The organism is Mycobacterium sp. NGS68 (assembly GCF_059812195.1).
This window is the reverse complement of the sequence record NZ_JCALCE010000006.1, coordinates 205,848-221,053: the sequence shown is the minus strand read 5'-3', so window position 1 is coordinate 221,053 and position 15,206 is coordinate 205,848. Positions and strand designations below refer to the sequence as shown.

The 15,206-nt window shown below is 67.3% G+C and carries 15 protein-coding genes and 1 riboswitch; of the genes, 8 read left to right on the top strand and 7 right to left on the bottom strand.

Annotated elements, in window-relative coordinates; genetic code table 11:
* Positions 1-2: 2 nt before the first annotated feature.
* The gene (locus AC5Y5V_RS09910; RefSeq protein ID WP_499933438.1) at positions 3-524 is read right to left on the bottom strand and encodes a serine/threonine protein kinase; all 522 of its coding nucleotides are present in this window, start codon (positions 522-524) and stop codon (positions 3-5) included.
* A 177-nt stretch (positions 525-701) separates the two neighbouring features.
* Positions 702-1,214, bottom strand: coding sequence for a serine/threonine protein kinase (locus tag AC5Y5V_RS09905; RefSeq protein ID WP_499933436.1), 513 nt, complete (start codon positions 1,212-1,214; stop codon positions 702-704).
* 263 nt (positions 1,215-1,477) lie between these two features.
* Between AC5Y5V_RS09905 and AC5Y5V_RS09900 the strand changes: the two genes are divergently transcribed.
* The 5 genes from AC5Y5V_RS09900 to AC5Y5V_RS09880 all read left to right on the top strand — a co-directional run bounded on the left by AC5Y5V_RS09900 (position 1,478) and on the right by AC5Y5V_RS09880 (position 6,906).
* Positions 1,478-1,798 (top strand): CD225/dispanin family protein, encoded by a 321-nt coding sequence (locus tag AC5Y5V_RS09900; protein ID WP_499933434.1) that lies wholly within the window; start codon positions 1,478-1,480, stop codon positions 1,796-1,798.
* A 15-nt stretch (positions 1,799-1,813) separates the two neighbouring features.
* The gene (locus AC5Y5V_RS09895) at positions 1,814-2,239 is read left to right on the top strand and encodes a DUF2752 domain-containing protein (RefSeq protein ID WP_499933432.1); all 426 of its coding nucleotides are present in this window, start codon (positions 1,814-1,816) and stop codon (positions 2,237-2,239) included.
* 55 nt (positions 2,240-2,294) lie between these two features.
* Positions 2,295-3,803 carry a M28 family metallopeptidase gene (locus AC5Y5V_RS09890; RefSeq protein ID WP_499933430.1) on the top strand — a complete coding sequence of 503 codons (1,509 nt, stop codon included), beginning with the start codon at positions 2,295-2,297 and terminating at the stop codon, positions 3,801-3,803.
* Positions 3,800-5,281, top strand: coding sequence for a M28 family peptidase (locus AC5Y5V_RS09885; RefSeq protein WP_499933428.1), 1,482 nt, complete (start codon positions 3,800-3,802; stop codon positions 5,279-5,281). The genes AC5Y5V_RS09890 and AC5Y5V_RS09885 overlap by 4 nt, the downstream gene beginning before the upstream one ends.
* Before the next feature lie 113 nt (positions 5,282-5,394).
* Positions 5,395-6,906, top strand: a complete 1,512-nt coding sequence (locus tag AC5Y5V_RS09880; protein WP_499933580.1) for a neutral zinc metallopeptidase — start codon at positions 5,395-5,397, stop codon at positions 6,904-6,906.
* Here AC5Y5V_RS09880 and AC5Y5V_RS09875 read toward each other — a convergent pair whose 3' ends face one another.
* Both AC5Y5V_RS09875 and AC5Y5V_RS09870 read right to left on the bottom strand, forming a co-directional pair.
* Complete coding sequence (locus tag AC5Y5V_RS09875; RefSeq protein WP_499933426.1) at positions 6,907-7,266, bottom strand: hypothetical protein; 360 nt, start codon at positions 7,264-7,266, stop codon at positions 6,907-6,909.
* A gap of 64 nt (positions 7,267-7,330) precedes the next feature.
* A complete protein-coding gene (locus AC5Y5V_RS09870) occupies positions 7,331-7,555 on the bottom strand; it encodes a hypothetical protein (protein WP_499933578.1) in 225 nt (74 codons plus the stop codon).
* 177 nt (positions 7,556-7,732) lie between these two features.
* Between AC5Y5V_RS09870 and AC5Y5V_RS09865 the strand changes: the two genes are divergently transcribed.
* A complete protein-coding gene (locus AC5Y5V_RS09865; RefSeq protein ID WP_499933575.1) occupies positions 7,733-8,920 on the top strand; it encodes a TetR/AcrR family transcriptional regulator in 1,188 nt (395 codons plus the stop codon).
* Between the two features lie 15 nt (positions 8,921-8,935).
* Here the strand turns inward: AC5Y5V_RS09865 and AC5Y5V_RS09860 are convergent, their stop codons facing one another.
* The 3 genes from AC5Y5V_RS09860 to thiC all read right to left on the bottom strand — a co-directional run bounded on the left by AC5Y5V_RS09860 (position 8,936) and on the right by thiC (position 12,023).
* Positions 8,936-9,574: an alpha/beta hydrolase family protein gene (locus AC5Y5V_RS09860; protein WP_499933422.1), complete on the bottom strand. Its 639-nt coding sequence runs from the start codon at positions 9,572-9,574 to the stop codon at positions 8,936-8,938.
* Complete coding sequence (thiD, locus tag AC5Y5V_RS09855) at positions 9,571-10,401, bottom strand: bifunctional hydroxymethylpyrimidine kinase/phosphomethylpyrimidine kinase (protein WP_499933418.1); 831 nt, start codon at positions 10,399-10,401, stop codon at positions 9,571-9,573. Before thiD ends, AC5Y5V_RS09860 begins: the two co-directional genes overlap by 4 nt.
* Positions 10,398-12,023, bottom strand: coding sequence for a phosphomethylpyrimidine synthase ThiC (thiC, locus tag AC5Y5V_RS09850; protein WP_499933415.1), 1,626 nt, complete (start codon positions 12,021-12,023; stop codon positions 10,398-10,400). Before thiC ends, thiD begins: the two co-directional genes overlap by 4 nt.
* Positions 12,014-12,125, bottom strand: a riboswitch (TPP riboswitch). It overlaps the preceding gene by 10 nt.
* A 357-nt stretch (positions 12,126-12,482) precedes the next feature.
* Here thiC and AC5Y5V_RS09845 point away from each other — a divergent pair.
* Positions 12,483-14,369 (top strand): serine/threonine-protein kinase PknD, encoded by a 1,887-nt coding sequence (locus tag AC5Y5V_RS09845; RefSeq protein WP_499933412.1) that lies wholly within the window; start codon positions 12,483-12,485, stop codon positions 14,367-14,369.
* 110 nt (positions 14,370-14,479) lie between these two features.
* Positions 14,480-15,187, top strand: a complete 708-nt coding sequence (locus AC5Y5V_RS09840) for a PAS and ANTAR domain-containing protein (RefSeq protein ID WP_499933409.1) — start codon at positions 14,480-14,482, stop codon at positions 15,185-15,187.
* The last annotated feature ends 19 nt before the right edge of the window (positions 15,188-15,206 follow it).

Below are 15,206 nucleotides of genomic sequence, written 5' to 3'. Positions count from 1 at the left end.
CGTTACCCGTTGGCCTGCCACCACTTGTAGAGCGCGGCGACGTCACCGTTGGACGCGCGCAGGTGGCCCAGCACCTTCTTGGCGTCGATGGTCCAGGTCAGCGTCGCGGCGCCCTGGTAGGGCCCGCAGGCCACCTGTCCGGCCGTCCCGGAGCTGCCCTGGTGCCAGGTGCCCGGTGACTTGTCGCCGCCCTCGGTGCACGCGGTCAGCGAGATGCCGTTGATGTTGGAGGTGAACGCGGCGGCGAGATCGGTGGAGCTGCCGTAGAGCTGGTAGATCGCCGAGGCCGGCCCGCTGGAGTCGGGGCTCTGCCCGCAGTCGAGCTCGGCGAGGACGCCACTGCTCAACGAACCCGACTTGCAGGCGTCCTGCGTGTATCCCTTCGACAGGGAGCCGGCCAGGGTGTTCAGGTCTGCCGGGCTGGCGGTGGGGTCCGCGATCGCGACGGCCGTGCCCAGGCAGCCGAAGCTGCCCAGAAGAGCCGCGGCCATGGTGGCGCGCAGCGCAGTCGTGAGTTGAGGCATGTGTGACTCCTACAAGTGTCTGAGCGGCGGGGGGTGATAACGCTGACTTCAGGAGTGTATTGGCCGCGCCAATCGTAAGGGAGCGTTTTCTTAATCGACCCAAACGGGGTTATGCCCCTACGATGCAACACATTCCGATAGAAACTGTCATTCTGGGTCGCTGTCGCGCGGCGGCATTCAGCCGTTGGTGCGCCACCACTGATACAGCGCCGCGGTGTCACCGTTGGCCGCGCGGACCAAGCTGATCACGCCCTTGGCGTCGGTGGTCCAAATGACCTCGGCCTGACCCTGGTAGGTCCCGCAGGCCACCTGCCCCGCGTTGCCGGTGGGGTTGCTGCCCTGGTGCCACACGGTGGGTGACTTGGTATCGCCGCAGTTGCCCAGGGTGGCCCCGGCGAGGCTGTTGGTGAACGACGTGCTGAGGTCGTTCCCGTTGGCGAAGAGCGAATACTTGGCGTAGGCCGGCCCGGCGGGGTCGGTGTTCTGCCCGCACTCCAGCACGGCTTGCGTGCCGCTCGGTCCCGGTATCGGGTTGCAGTTGCTGGTGTTGTAGCCCTTCGACAGGTTGGCGGCGAGTGTGTCGGCGGGATCCGCGGGATCCGCGTTCCCGGTGAGGGTGCCCAGGCAGGCAAAGCCGCCCACCAGGGTGGCGACCGTCGCGGCGCGCAGCGCGGTGTTGAGATGGCGCATGGTTCACTCCTAACCGAAGCAGAGGTTTCCCCCGGGGGCATCGTAAGGCTATGCCCTGTCCGGGCAATATATTCCGCTGGAAATTATCTGCCCGGGAGAGTCGGGATCACCGAAAACCGATGATTGGCAGCCGATTTCGATATCGGGCCCGCGCGCTACGCGCGGGCCCCCGTTGGGAATTGCGTTTGATAGTGCCGACGTGGCAAACCTCGGGTATGGTATGCACCGCTTCGCACAGCTTACTTCTCACGACTGGAGAATCCATGACGCAACCCCCCGCTCCCGGCTATCCGCCGCAGCCGCCGGGCGCTCAGCCGAACAACTACCTGGTGTGGTCGATTCTGGCGACGTTGTTCTGCTGCCTTCCGTTTGGCGTCGTCGCGATCGTCAAGTCGAGCCAGGTCAGCGGGTTGTGGGCGCAGGGCCAATACGCCGAGGCGCAGGCTTCCGCTGCCGCCGCCAAGAAGTGGGTGACCTGGTCGGTGATCGCCGGTGTTGTCGTCGCCGTCATCTACGGCGTGCTGATCGCAGTGGGTGCCTTCAGTGCCAGTCACGACTCGGCGATGGTCGCGACGCTCTTCTAAGCTCCGGAGCTATTCGTGGTGACCCGCCAGGGGTCGGCGACCCGGAGTCTGGGCGCGCCGCTCCTGGTGGCCGCGGCCGCGGCGGCGGTGTGCGCGGCGATCTGGGTGGGTGATCCGACCACGCCGCACGGTTGGCTGCCGGTGTGCCCGACGAAGGCACTGCTGGGTATCGACTGTCCCGGTTGCGGCAGCATGCGGATGCTGTATTCGCTCCTGCACGGCAATGTGGCGGCGGCCGCGAGGTTTAACGCCCTGGGGCTGGTGGCGGCCGGGCTGTTGGTCTGGGCGTATCTGGCGTGGACCTACGGCCGCGTTCGGGGGCGCCGGATCGGGAGTTGGCAGCATCGGCGGTGGGCGGCAACGGTCACCCTGGTGCTGACGGCGGCGTGGTTCATCGTGCGCAACATTCCCGTCGCGCCATTCAGCGCACTGTTCGTCTGAGGCGTCCGAGGCGGGGCTATCAGGCGCGGGTGCACAACGGCTAACCTTGGGCGCGATGGTCAACAAATCCAGGCCGACGACGGTGCTTCAGGCCGTGCTCGCCGTGCTCGCCCTCACGCTGATTCTGGCCGGCTGCTCCCGTGGGCAATGCACCGCGGCGGAGCCGACCGCAAATCCCGCGGCGGCCGAGTTCGCCACCGGGCTGCGCAACAAGGTCACCACCGACGCCATGATGCGTCACCTGACGAAGCTGCAGGACATCGCCAACGCCAACAACGGCACCCGCGCGGTGGGCACCCCTGGCTACGACGCCAGCGTCGACTATGTGGTGGACACGTTGCGCAGCAAAGGGTTTGAAGTGCAAACGCCGGAGTTCTCCGCTCGCGTGTTCCACTCCGAGAAGGGCTCGCTGAGCGCGGGCGGCAAGAACCTCGAGGCGCGTGCACTCGAATTCAGCCTGCCCACCCCGCCGGACGGCGTGACCGGGCCGCTGGTGGCCGCGCCCGCCGACGACAGCCCCGGGTGCACGCCGTCGGACTACGACGGGTTGCCGGCGCAGGGTGCGGTGGTGGTGGTCAACCGCGGCACCTGCCCGTTCGCGCAGAAGCTCGACGCCGCGGTGCAGCGCGGAGCGGCGGCCATGGTGATCGTCGACAACGTCGACGAGCAGCACATGGGCGGCACCCTGGGAGAGAACACCGACGTCAAGATCCCGGTGGTCAGCATCACCAAGTCGGACGGGATTGTGCTGCACGGGCTAACCGGGCCGGCCACCATCAAGCTCACCGCGAGCACCCAGAGTGTCAAGGCGCGCAACATCATCGCGCAGACCAAGACGGGGTCGACCGACAACGTGGTGATGGTCGGCGCGCACCTGGACAGCGTCCAGGCCGGGCCGGGCATCAACGATAACGGGTCGGGGGTGGCCGCGGTGCTGGAAACCGCACTGCAACTGGGCAACTCGCCGCAGGTGCACAACGCGGTGCGGTTCGGCTTCTGGGGCGCCGAGGAACTCGGCCTGATCGGGTCGCGGCGCTACGTCCAGGATCTGGACCTCGATGCGCTCAAACACATTGCGCTGTACCTGAATTTCGACATGTTGGCCTCGCCCAACCCCGGCTATTTCACCTATGACGGGGACCAGTCGCTGGCGCTCAAGGACCGCGGCCAGCCGGTGGTGCCGGAGGGTTCGGCCGGCATCGAACGCACCTTTGTCTCCTACCTGAAGGCGGCCGGCAAGACCGCGCAGGACACCGGGTTCGACGGCCGTTCGGACTACGACGGATTCACGCTGTCGGGAATCCCGGCCGGCGGCCTGTTCTCCGGCGCCGAGGGCAAGATGACCGACGAGCAGGCCAAGCTGTGGGGCGGTAAAGCGGGTGAACCGTTCGATCCCAACTACCACCAGAAGGGCGACACGCTCGAACACATCGACCGCACGTCGCTGGGCATCCAGGGCGGCGGGGTGGCCTACGTGGTTGCGCTGTACGCGCAGGACCTCGGCGGGCGAAACGGCGTTCCGGTGATGGGAGACCGCACGCGACACGTGCTCGTCAAGCCATGAGGCGGCGCGTGGGGCGGGTCCTGCTGGTAGCCGGCCTGCTGATCGGGCTGCTGGTGGCCTGCTCGTCGCACCGGCCCGCGTCGCCGCCGGCGGCCCCGGACCTGGGCCGCGAGTTGGCCGCAAAGATCAACGTGGACCGGATGTTCACCCACCTGCGGGCGTTGCAGGATATCGCGAACGCCAACAAGGGCAACCGGGCGCAGGGCACGCCGGGCTTCGACGCCAGCGTCGAGTACGTCGCGAAGGCTTTGCGCGCCAGAGGGTTCGACGTGTTGACTCCGCAATTCGACCGGTTGTACACGGTGTCGCCGGGGAAGCCGTCGCTTTCCGTAGCGGGCCGGAGCTATCCGGTGGACCAGGCTTCGCTGCTGGTCCGGACGCCGTCCGGCGGGCTGACCGGCCAGCCGGTCCGGGCCGTGCAGCCGACCGGTTGTTCGCCCGCCGACTATCCGCCGGTGATGCCCAAAGGGGCCATCGCCGTCGTCGACGACACCCGCTGCTCGGTGGTCGACAAGCAGAACAGCGCGGTGGCCAGGGGCGCGGCGGCGCTGATCGTCGTCAGCCAGCCCAGCGGCTCCGGCGCCCCGCCGACGTTGTTCAACCCGGGCTACTACAACCAGTTGACCGTGCCGGTCGCCGTCGTCGGCGGCAACGGCGCCGCCGCACTGGAGCGCACCGGCGCACCGGTGCGGCTGGTGCTGGACGCCGAGACGCGCAAGGTCACCTCGCGAAACGTGCTGGCACAGACCAAGACCGGCAAGCCCGACGAGGTCGTCATCGTCGGCACGCACCTCGACACCGGGCGGGATAGTCCGGGCATCAACAACAGCGGGTCGGGGGTCGCCGCCGTGCTGGAAACGGCGCTGCAGATGGGCCCGTTGGCGCCGGTGACCAACGCGGTGCGCTTCGTGTTCTGGGGGGCCGCCGAGGACGGCCTCAACGGGGCCATTGACTACGTCTTCGGGCTGGATCGCGATCGACTCAACGACATCGCGCTGTACCTGAACTTCGACATGCTGGGCTCGCCGAACGCCGGCTTCTTCACCGACGACGGAGACCAGTCGGGTCCGGCGGGGCCCGGGGTGGCGCCGGCGGATGTGCCGGAGGGCTCCGCCGGCATCGAGCGGACCCTGGCCGGCTACCTGAACCTGGCCGGCAAACGCCCCGCCGACATGGCCCTGAACACCAGGACCGACTACCACCCCTTCCTGGTCGCCGGTGTCCCGATCGGCGGCATGAATACCGGTGCCTCGCAACCGAAAACCGCGGTGCAGGCCCGACTCTGGGGCGGACAGGTCGGTGCCTGGTTCGATCCCAATTACCAGAGTCCGCGCGACACGGTGGAAAACGTCAACCGGGAAGCGTTGGCGGTCATGGGTTCTGGGGTGGGCTACGCGGTGGGGACCTACGCGGGGTCCATCGGGGGCGTCAACGGAGTTCCGCCGCACGACAAGCGGCACCGCGCGAGGGTGGGTTGACGAAAGCGCCGTCCTCGGCGCCGCCTGCGCAGGCTCGAGGCCGCGCGGAGTTCGTCCGTGTCACTACCGGAGCGCAGCGTTCTAAGATGGTGTTCCTTGGTTTGCTGTCAGGCCTGTCGGGACGGGGTTGGTCAATGAATCGCCACGGGCGAAAACTACGTCGTGCTCGTCACCGCCGGGCGGCGGTCACGGGGGTACGAGCGGCGCTCGCGTGCGCTACGGCGGTCTTCATGCTGGCGGGCTGCAGCACGATCGTCGAGGGCCGGGCGCTGTCGATGCTCAACGACCCGTTCCGGGTGGGGGGCCTGCCCGCCACCAACGGGCCCAGCGGACCCCGACCGAATTCGCCCCCCGCCACCGGCACGGTGGTCAACACCAACAACGGAGCGATCGACAAGTTGTCGCTACTGTCGCTCAACGACCTCGAGGAGTTCTGGAAGGCGCATTACAACAAGCCGCTGCAGGGCTCGTTCAAGCCGCTGGACAAGTACGTCTCCTACGACTCCACCGACCGGAAAAGCCCGACAATCTGCCACAACCAGACCTACAAGATGCCCAACGCGTTCTACACCTCGCGCTGCAACCTGATCGCCTGGGACCGCGGTAATTTCATGGCCGCCGCGCAGAAGTATTTCGGCGATATGTCGGTCAATGGTGTGTTGGCCCACGAGTTCGGACATGCCCTGCAATACATGGCCAAACTGGTCACCCGCAAAGACCCCACGATCGTCAAGGAACAGCAGGCCGACTGCTTTGCCGGCGTCTACCTGTTCAACGTGGCGGACGGCAAGTCCAAGCGATTCACCCTGAGCACCGCCGACGGGCTCGACCACGTGCTGGCGGGGATCATCACCACCCGGGACCCGGTGATGGACTCGGACCAGGAAAACGACGACGAGCACGGATCCGCCCTGGACCGGGTCAGTGCCTTCCAGATGGGCTTCATCAACGGCACCTCCGCGTGTGCCGCGATCAATCTGAAGGAAATCGAGCAGCGCCGCGGTGACCTGCCGAAAGCGTTGCGGCGGGGTTCCAACGGGGACACGGAGACCGGCGAGGTCCCGATCAACGAGGACACGCTGTCGACGCTGATGGAGCTCATGGGCAAGATCTTCTCGCCCAAGAATCCGCCGAAGCTCTCCTACACCGCGGCCAACTGTGCTGACGCGAAGGCCAGCCCGCCGGCGTCGTATTGCCCCGCCACCAACACGATCGTGGTCGACCTGTCCGGCCTGGCCGCGTTGGCCAAGGTCGCCGGCTCAAAGCAGCACTCGCTGCCGCAGGGTGACGACACGGCCCTGTCGATCGTGATGTCGAGGTACGCGCTGGCCGTGCAGCACGAACGCAACCTGCCGATGCAGAGCCCGTGGACCGCGTTGCGGACGGCATGCCTGACCGGTGTCGCACACCGCAAGATGGCCGAGCCCATCGAGCTGCCCTCGAAGAAGGAGCTGATGCTCACGGCCGGCGACCTCGACGAGGCCGTGTCGGGGCTGCTGACCAACCGCCTGGTCGCCAGCGACGCCGACGGCAGCACGGTGCCGGCCGGGTTCACCCGGATCGCGGCGTTCCGCGGCGGTGTCGTCGGACAGATGGACGCGTGCTACACGCGGTATCCCCTGTAGTCAGGAGACGTGCCAGGGATGCGTGATGGGCCCGGCGATCTCCGGATGCGGGACATAGTGCGCGGGCTCGGCGTCGGCTTGCCGCTGCCCGTTGTGGACCCACATCACCAGGAAGGTGGTGACCAGCAGCCAGCCGATGGCCGCGGTGGGAATGGCCCAGGCGAGACGGATTAGGCGGGCGCTGCCGCACTGCTCGGCGAAGTGGCCGTCGCTGACTTGTTCGCCGAGGCCGTTTCCGCAGAGGACCTTGATGCCATACATGTCGTGCTGGTCCAGGTAGATCGGCAGCAGCAAGGCCGCCAGGCCGAGAGCGGCCAGCAGCACCCCCGCGATCCCGATGAACATCTGCCGATGGCTCACGTCTTCCCCCCGGATGTTAATTGGTGATCGGACACTTCGCTTCATTGGCCGGGCTCCTGTGCGCTCAGGTCATGCACACGTTCGAGAACAGCAGGACCGGCCAGGACACGATCGAACCCAGGAAGGACACGGCCAGGTCCACGCCGTGCATCTGGCTCAAATGCTGCGTGTGCGTGGCCGACCAGACGGTTCCCACCAGCAGATACGGTGTGCCGAGGATTATTCCGAGGACGATCAGCTGGCCGATGGTGACCTCGAAGTCGAGCACCCGGCGGATCCTCTGCAGCATGCGCGGTTCACTTCGGGCGATGTCATCGGACATCCTCGCTATGTTAATGGAGATTCTCGCGACGCGAAAGCGTGGGTTAAGGTTCGGAAAGGTTTGGGATGCGCCGGCGCGGGCTATGGTGAAGCGATGTCGACCGGTTCCGTTGCGTCCGGCTCACCGGGCGAACTGGTAGCCGGCATCCGGCGTCGGCCAAAGGACCGCAAAGCGCAGATCGCCCGGGCTTCCGCGGAGGCGTTCAGCGCGCAGGGATATCACGCGGTCAGCATGGAGACCATCGCAGCCAAAGTGGGGATCTCGGCGGCCGCGCTGTACCGCCACTACGACGGCAAGTACGACCTGTTCCGTGGCGCCGTCATGGAGCTCAGCCAGCTGCTCGTCGACTGCACCGACGTGCCGGACCTTGACGACCCGGCAGCGATGCTGGACGAGCTGATCGCCGGGTTGGTCGATGCCACCCTGGACAGCCGCGCCTCCGGTGGCCTGTACCGCTGGCAGGCCCGCTACCTGCGGGCCGAGGACCAGGCGGCGCTGACCAGTCAGCTCAAGGTGGTGAATCGCCGAATTCAGAAGCCGCTCATCGAGATTCGGCCCGATCTGGTGTCAGTGCAGCGGTGGATGCTGTCGGCCGGGGTGCTCAGCGTGATCGGCAGCATCGTCGACCACGGGACACGACTGCCCGCCGACGATATCCGGATGCTGCTGGCCGAGGCCGCCTCGGCGGTCCTGCGCGCGGAACTGCCGCAGCCGGGCGACGTCCTGCCCCGCCCGGCGTCCTGGCGGATCTTCGCCGAGGACGCCGGCGTCTACGAAGCGTTGCTGCACGCATCGATGGCGTTGTTCAAGGAGCGTGGCTATTCCGAGACCAGCATGGCGCAGATCGCCAAGTCGGCCGGCGTGCCGGTATCGGGGATCTACCGCTACTTCACCGGCAAGGTCGAGATCCTGTCGACCGGGTTGCGCCGGGCGGCGGACCGGGTTTCGGGGCAACTCTCGCCGATCCTGGGCGCGCTCACCGAGCCGCGCCCCGCGCTGACACTGCTGATCGACGCCTACGTCGCCACGTCGTTCGCCAACCCGGAACTGGCCGAGGTCTACTACACCGAACGGGTCAACCTGACGCTCGCCGACCAGAAGCTGCTGCACAACCTGCAGCGCTCGACGATCGACTCGTGGGTGGGCCTCTTGACGGCCGCCCGGCCACTGCTCACCCCCGTCCAGGCGCGTTTTCTGGTGCACGCCGCGATGGCGCTGGTGGTCGACCTGGGCCGGATGGTCAATCCGGACGAGCCGCAATCCGCCTCGGCCTACAGCCAGGCGTGTGTGCGAAAGCTGATGGAACTCACGCTGTTTGGCGCCGAAGGTTAGGGCTGGTGCCCTGGCTCAGGGGCCTCGGCTCAGCAGCCGCAGCGCCGCGTCGACGGTCAGGGCGGCGACGTCGAGCGTCTTCGAGCCCAGGTCGTGGCGGCCGCCGGTGATCTCGACGAGTTCCGTCGGGGCGCCGATCAGCGCGGCGGCGTCGCGCACCGCCGCCGGGGTCCCGAAGGGATCCGACGTGCCGAACGTGAACACGGTGGGCACCGCGATGTCGGGCAGGTGCTGGGTGCGAAGGCGTTCCGGCTTGCCCGGCGGATGGACCGGGTAGGAGGACAGCGTCAGCACGTCGATCGGGGCCTGCTTGGCGGCCGCCACCATCGACGTCTGCCGGCCGCCGTAGGAATGTCCGCCGGCGATCAGCGGGCCGTCGGCCAGCCCGCGGCAGTATTCGATGGCCTCGACGATCCCCGCCTGGTCGACGGCGGCCGAGCCGGATGGCGGGCCCTTCGGTCTGCGTCGCCGGTAGGGCAGGTTGTAGCGCACCGCCAGCCAGCCCCGCCGCGCCCACTCGTCGCAAAGCTGTTGCAGCAGTGCGGCGTCCCGGCTTCCACCGGCGCCGTGGGTGAGGACGACCACGCCTCGTGGGGGCCCGTCGGCCCCCGCGTCGGGTTCGTGGGCGACGCCCGCGATCGGGTCGAGGTTCATAGCCCGAGCCGGAACAGGGGGGAAACGGGGCCGTGGCCGTGGCCCAGCGGGTAAGCGGCGCGCAAAGATTCGGTGACCCAGCGCTTCCCGAAACGGACGGCGTCCGGCACGGTGTAGCCGTGCGCCAGCGCACACGCCACCGCGCTGGCCAGCGTGTCGCCGCCGCCGTGGTCGTTGCCGGTGGGGATGCGCTCCGCATCGAACTCGTGGAAGTCGGTGCCGTCGTACAACAGGTCGCAACTGAACTGCGAGGTCCGCAGGTGCCCGCCCTTGACCAGCGCCCAACGCGGGCCCAGCGCGTGCAGCGCCCTGGCCGCCGCCCGCTGTGACGTCGAATCGGTGACGTCGATGTCTACCAACAGCCGCACCTCGTCCAGGTTGGGCGTCACCAGCGTGGCCAACGGAAACAACTGGGTGCGAAGCGAATCCAGCGCCTCGTGGGCCAGCAGGCGATCCCCGTGCATGGACGCGCACACCGGGTCGACGACGAGCGGGACGGTCAGTCCCAGCCGGCGCCACGTGGCCGCCACCGTCGCGATGATGGACGACGACGCCAGCATCCCGGTCTTGGCGGCCTGGATGCCGATGTCCGTGACGACGGCCTCGATCTGGCCGGCCACGATGTCGTCGGGAACCTCGTGAAAGCTCTTGACGCCCAACGTATTCTGCACCGTGACCGCGGTGACGGCCACACAGGCGTGCACGGCGAGCAGCGCCATCGTGCGCATGTCGGCCTGGATGCCCGCCCCGCCGCCGGAGTCCGATCCGGCGATGGTCAGCACCCGCAGCGGCGTCGCCCCGGGCGACGGCAGGGGCAGGTAGTTCACTGGGTCAGAGGCAAATACACCCGGTTGCCGTGGTCGGCGAACTCGCGGGACTTTTCCTCCATGCCGGCGGCCAACATGGCGTCGACGTCCTCTTCGGTCTCCAGGCCGTGCTTGGCGGCGAAGTCCCGCACGTCCTGCGTGATGCGCATCGAGCAGAACTTCGGCCCGCACATCGAGCAGAAGTGCGCGGTCTTGGCGGGCTCGGCCGGTAGCGTCTCGTCGTGGTACTCCCGCGCGGTGTCGGGGTCCAGGGACAGCGCGAACTGGTCGTTCCAGCGGAACTCGAAACGCGCCGTGCTCAGGGCGTTGTCGCGGTCCTGGGCGTGCGGGTGGCCCTTGGCGAGATCACCGGCGTGCGCGGCGATCTTGTAGGCGATCACGCCGTCCTTGACGTCCTTGCGGTCCGGCAGGCCCAGGTGCTCCTTCGGGGTGACGTAGCACAGCATCGCGGTGCCGGCCTGGGCGATGATCGCCGCGCCGATCGCGGAGGTGATGTGGTCGTAGGCCGGGGCGATGTCGGTGGCCAGCGGGCCCAGCGTGTAGAACGGTGCCTCCTCGCAGAGTTCCTCCTCCAGCCGCACGTTCTCCACGATTTTGTGCATCGGCACGTGGCCGGGGCCCTCGATCATCACCTGCACGCCATGGGCTTTGGCGATCTTGGTCAGCTCGCCCAGGGTGCGCAGCTCGGCGAACTGGGCGGCGTCGTTGGCGTCGGCGATCGAGCCGGGCCGCAGGCCGTCACCGAGCGAGAAAGTCACGTCGTACTGGGCCAGGATGTCGCAGAGTTCCTCGAAGTTGGTGTACAGGAACGACTCCCGGTGGTGTGCCAGGCACCAGGCGGCCATGATCGAGCCGCCGCGGGACACGATGCCGGTGACCCGCTTGGCGGTCAGCGGCACATAGCGCAGCAGCACGCCGGCGTGCACGGTCATGTAGTCCACGCCCTGCTCGCACTGCTCGATCACGGTGTCGCGGTAGAGCTCCCAGGTCAGCTCGGTGGGGTCGCCCTTGACCTTCTCCAGCGCCTGGTAGATCGGCACGGTGCCGACGGGCACCGGCGAGTTGCGCAGGATCCACTCGCGGGTCTCGTGGATGTTCTTGCCGGTGGACAGGTCCATGATGGTGTCCGCACCCCAGCGGGTGGCCCACACCATCTTGTCGACCTCCTCGGCGATCGACGACGTGACGGCCGAGTTGCCGATGTTCGCGTTGACCTTGACCGCGAAGGCCTTGCCGATGATCATCGGCTCGCTTTCGGGGTGGTTGTGGTTGGCCGGGATGATCGCCCGGCCGCGGGCGACCTCGTCGCGCACCAGCTCGGCGGGCATGCCTTCGCGGGCCGCGATGAACGCCATCTCCGCGGTGATCTCGCCGGCGCGGGCGCGCTGCAGCTGGGTGCCACGGTCGCGGACCACGCCGGGCCGGGGCGGCAGCCCGGCGGCCAGGTCGATGACGGCACTCGGGTCGGTGTACGGCCCGGAGGTGTCGTAGAGGTCGAAGTGGTCGCCGGTGGACAGGTGCACCCGGCGGAACGGCACCTGCATGCCCTGCACGTCGTGGTAGAACTTGCTGCTGCCCGCGATGGGTCCGGTGGTCACCGACGGTTCGATCGTTACGGTCATCCTGCATCTCCCTACGCCGGCATTACCCGGTCAGGTTCCTACGGTCGACGGCCCCGAGCCGTCCTCTCAGCGCACTGGGCATGCGCTCCCGCGTGTGTTTGGTTGGGTCGTTTCCCACGCTAGCGCAGCGCTGGGGTGATTGGCAGCCCGCGCGGTGGTGAGCGAGGGCAATGCGCGGCGCCCTGGCTGGTGACCAGCCCGCGCGACACTGCCCTGGAAAGTTCGGCCGTCGCGTCACAATCCAGGCCCGCACACCGCAACTCCATCGCCCGGTCGCCGCGCAATTCTGCTGAGCGGATCTCCGGTCATGCAGGTCAGCGGATCACCGAGGCTGAGTTCGAGAGTTCTGCGAGGCGCTGCGCGAAAGCTTGACTGGCGTTCGGCTGTGGTGGGTCCGTCGAAGCTTCTAGGGTCGTAATTCGCGGTACTTTGTGTTTCGTCTCGGAAGGAATCGAGAACGTGGACGGTGATGGCGAGGGCACGCCGTTCGGTCGCTACCGGCTGGTCGAGGTGCTGGGCCGCGGCGGCATGGGTGAGGTGTGGCGCGCGTTTGACACGGTGACGAAGCGGACGGTGGCTATCAAGGTGTTGCCGGCGCAGATGGGTCACGAGGAGGAGTTCGCGCAGCGGTTTCGCCGCGAGGCCGAGGCGGCGGCCAGCCTGAATAGCCCACACGTCATCCCGATTTATGACTACGGGGAGATCGAGGACCGCTTGTTTGTGAGCATGCGGCTGGTGGAGGGCCGCGATTTGGCCAGCGTGCTGTGTGACGGGCCGCTGGAACCTGCGCGGGCAGTGCGCATCATCGAGCAGGTCGCCAAGGCCTTGCACGCCGCGCACAAGATCGGGCTGATCCACCGCGACGTCAAACCGTCCAACATCCTGCTCGACGAGGACGATTTCGCGTATCTGATCGATTTCGGGATCGCCCGCGCTGCCGATGAGACACGATTGACTAAGTCCGGCAACACCATTGGCACATTTGCCTACATCGCCCCGGAACGGTTGCATGGCCGGGGAGAAGAGGACGGTCGCGTCGATATCTACTCGCTGGCCTGTGTGCTCTACGAAGCCCTGACCGGACAGCAGCCGTTCACCGGGGATACAACGCCACGGCTGATCGCCGCGCATCTGCATGACCCGCCTCCGCGGCCCTCGATCACCCGACCGCAAGTGCCCATGTCGGTTGACGAGGTGATCGCCACCGGGATGGCCAAAGACCCCGACCGGCGGTATGCCACCACAGTGGAATTGGCCACCGCCGCCCACGACGCCATCATCGTCCCCATCGACGAACCCATCGCGAATCCGACACGCATCCGAACGAAGCAGTCGGCGGCGAAGCCCGCCAACGCAGCAGCTGCGACCGTGAAGGACTCGCCCGACGCCGCCACCGCGACGGTGTCCCGGCGACCCACACCGTCGACCCCCAAGAAAGGCGGTGGGATCAGTCGGCGCACCACACTGCAGTTGATCGCCGGCGGTGCGCTGGCCGCGAGCGCGGCCGGCATAGCCATTCCGGTCCTCACGAGAAATCACTCTCCTGGGCCGCCGACCTCATCGCAGCGCGGCTATCGCGCCCAAGTCGAGCTGCCGTTCAATGGCCTCGCGGCGCCCCTCAGCGTGGCCGTGGACACCGCTAACAACCTCTATGTTGTCGACCGCAAAATGCGGGTGCTGGAACTGCCGGCCGGCTCGTCCAGCCAGCAAGAGCGGTCGTTCACGGGCAATTTCGCTCCAGGCCGTGTGGCGGCCCACACCGCTGGCAACGTGTACGTCACCGACGTGCAGACCAACCAAGTGCTACGGCTGACGACAGCGTCGTTCAGCCAGCAGGTGGTGCCTTTCACCGGACTGAACCAGCCGCTCGCTCTGGCGGTAGATGCCACCGGCGCTGTCTATGTGACCGACATGAGTAGCGCCAGCATGAGAGCGCTGAAGGTTCCGGCGGGGGCGACGAGTCAACAAGTGCTGCCATTCGACATCGATGGTTTTCCGTCCGCCATCGCGGTAAGTGCGTCCGGCAACGTTTATGTCGCCTCTGCCGGTGGCAACGCCAACGGCAGCCGGGTGCTCAAGCTGGCGGCTGGCTCCTCGAGGCAGGAAGTGCTGCCGATCACCGGGCTGCAGACCCCTAACGGTTTGGCATTGAATGCCGCCGGCGACGTCTACGTCAGCGACTCGGCAAGCAATCAGGTGCTTATGCTGGCAATCGGGTCGACCAGCCAGGAAGTACTGCCATTCATCGGCCTCAGCAAGCCGGCAGGCGTGGCAGTGGATGCCGTCGGGAATGTCTATGTCGCCGACGCGGAGAATAATCGGGTGTTGAAACTGCCGGTGCAGTAGCAGCCGCCGGCTGACGTCGAAAGGCCTGGCTCACGCCTAAAGCCCGCCGGGCGCGCGAGCCGAAGCGGCGTTGTTCGCACTAGTGGTAGCCGCTGCCGCTGCGCAATGGGATGATTCAAGGCGTGCAACAACCGGCCAAGAAAGGCGCATCCGAGACGCCCGATCAGCTGATCAGCGCGGCGGTCGGCGGCGGCAAGTACCTGAATGTGGGGAGCTTCCGGTTCTGGTTCGTGGGTCAGCGCTGGGAGTGGTCCGACGAGGTGGCGCGGATGCACGGGTATGAACCCGGGTCCGTGGTGCCGACGACCAAGCTGCTGCTGTCGCACAAGCATCCGGAGGACCGCGCGCACGTCCAAGACCTGCTCGACTACGCGCTGCGGTCGGGGGAGTCGTTCTCGAGCCGGCACCGGTTCGTCGACACCGCGGGCAACGAGCACGACGCGATCGTGGTGGCCGACCGCATGCTGGACGAGTCCGGTGCGGTGCTCGGCACCGCCGGGCATTACATCGATCTCACCGACACGTTCGACGAGACGCGCCAGGAGGTGCTGGACGAGGCGCTGCCGGACCTGTTCGAGAGCCGGGCGGCGATCGAGCAAGCCAAAGGCGTGCTGATGGCCGTCTACCGCGTCAGCGCTGACCAGGCGTTTCGGGTCCTGCAGTGGCGCTCACAGGAGACGAATGTCAAGCTGCGGGCGCTGGCGGCCCAGCTGGTCGCCGAGGTGCAGACCCTGCCGCCGATGTCGGCCACCACACAGAACAAGTTCGACCATCTATTGCTCACGGTGCACGAGCGGATCGGTGCTGACCCCGCCTAGCAGGCCGATTAGGCTCATA

Bases quoted from the DNA above. Each gene is read 5' to 3' on its own strand.
- AC5Y5V_RS09910 (WP_499933438.1), bottom strand. From the start codon at position 524: ATGCCTCAACTCACGACTGCGCTGCGCGCCACCATGGCCGCGGCTCTT.
- AC5Y5V_RS09905 (WP_499933436.1), bottom strand. From the start codon at position 1,214: ATGCGCCATCTCAACACCGCGCTGCGCGCCGCGACGGTCGCCACCCTG.
- AC5Y5V_RS09900 (WP_499933434.1), top strand. From the start codon at position 1,478: ATGACGCAACCCCCCGCTCCCGGCTATCCGCCGCAGCCGCCGGGCGCT.
- AC5Y5V_RS09890 (WP_499933430.1), top strand. From the start codon at position 2,295: ATGGTCAACAAATCCAGGCCGACGACGGTGCTTCAGGCCGTGCTCGCC.
- AC5Y5V_RS09885 (WP_499933428.1), top strand. From the start codon at position 3,800: ATGAGGCGGCGCGTGGGGCGGGTCCTGCTGGTAGCCGGCCTGCTGATC.
- AC5Y5V_RS09870 (WP_499933578.1), bottom strand. From the start codon at position 7,555: ATGCTGCAGAGGATCCGCCGGGTGCTCGACTTCGAGGTCACCATCGGC.
- AC5Y5V_RS09860 (WP_499933422.1), bottom strand. From the start codon at position 9,574: ATGAACCTCGACCCGATCGCGGGCGTCGCCCACGAACCCGACGCGGGG.
- thiC (WP_499933415.1), bottom strand. From the start codon at position 12,023: ATGACCGTAACGATCGAACCGTCGGTGACCACCGGACCCATCGCGGGC.
- AC5Y5V_RS09840 (WP_499933409.1), top strand. From the start codon at position 14,480: ATGATTCAAGGCGTGCAACAACCGGCCAAGAAAGGCGCATCCGAGACG.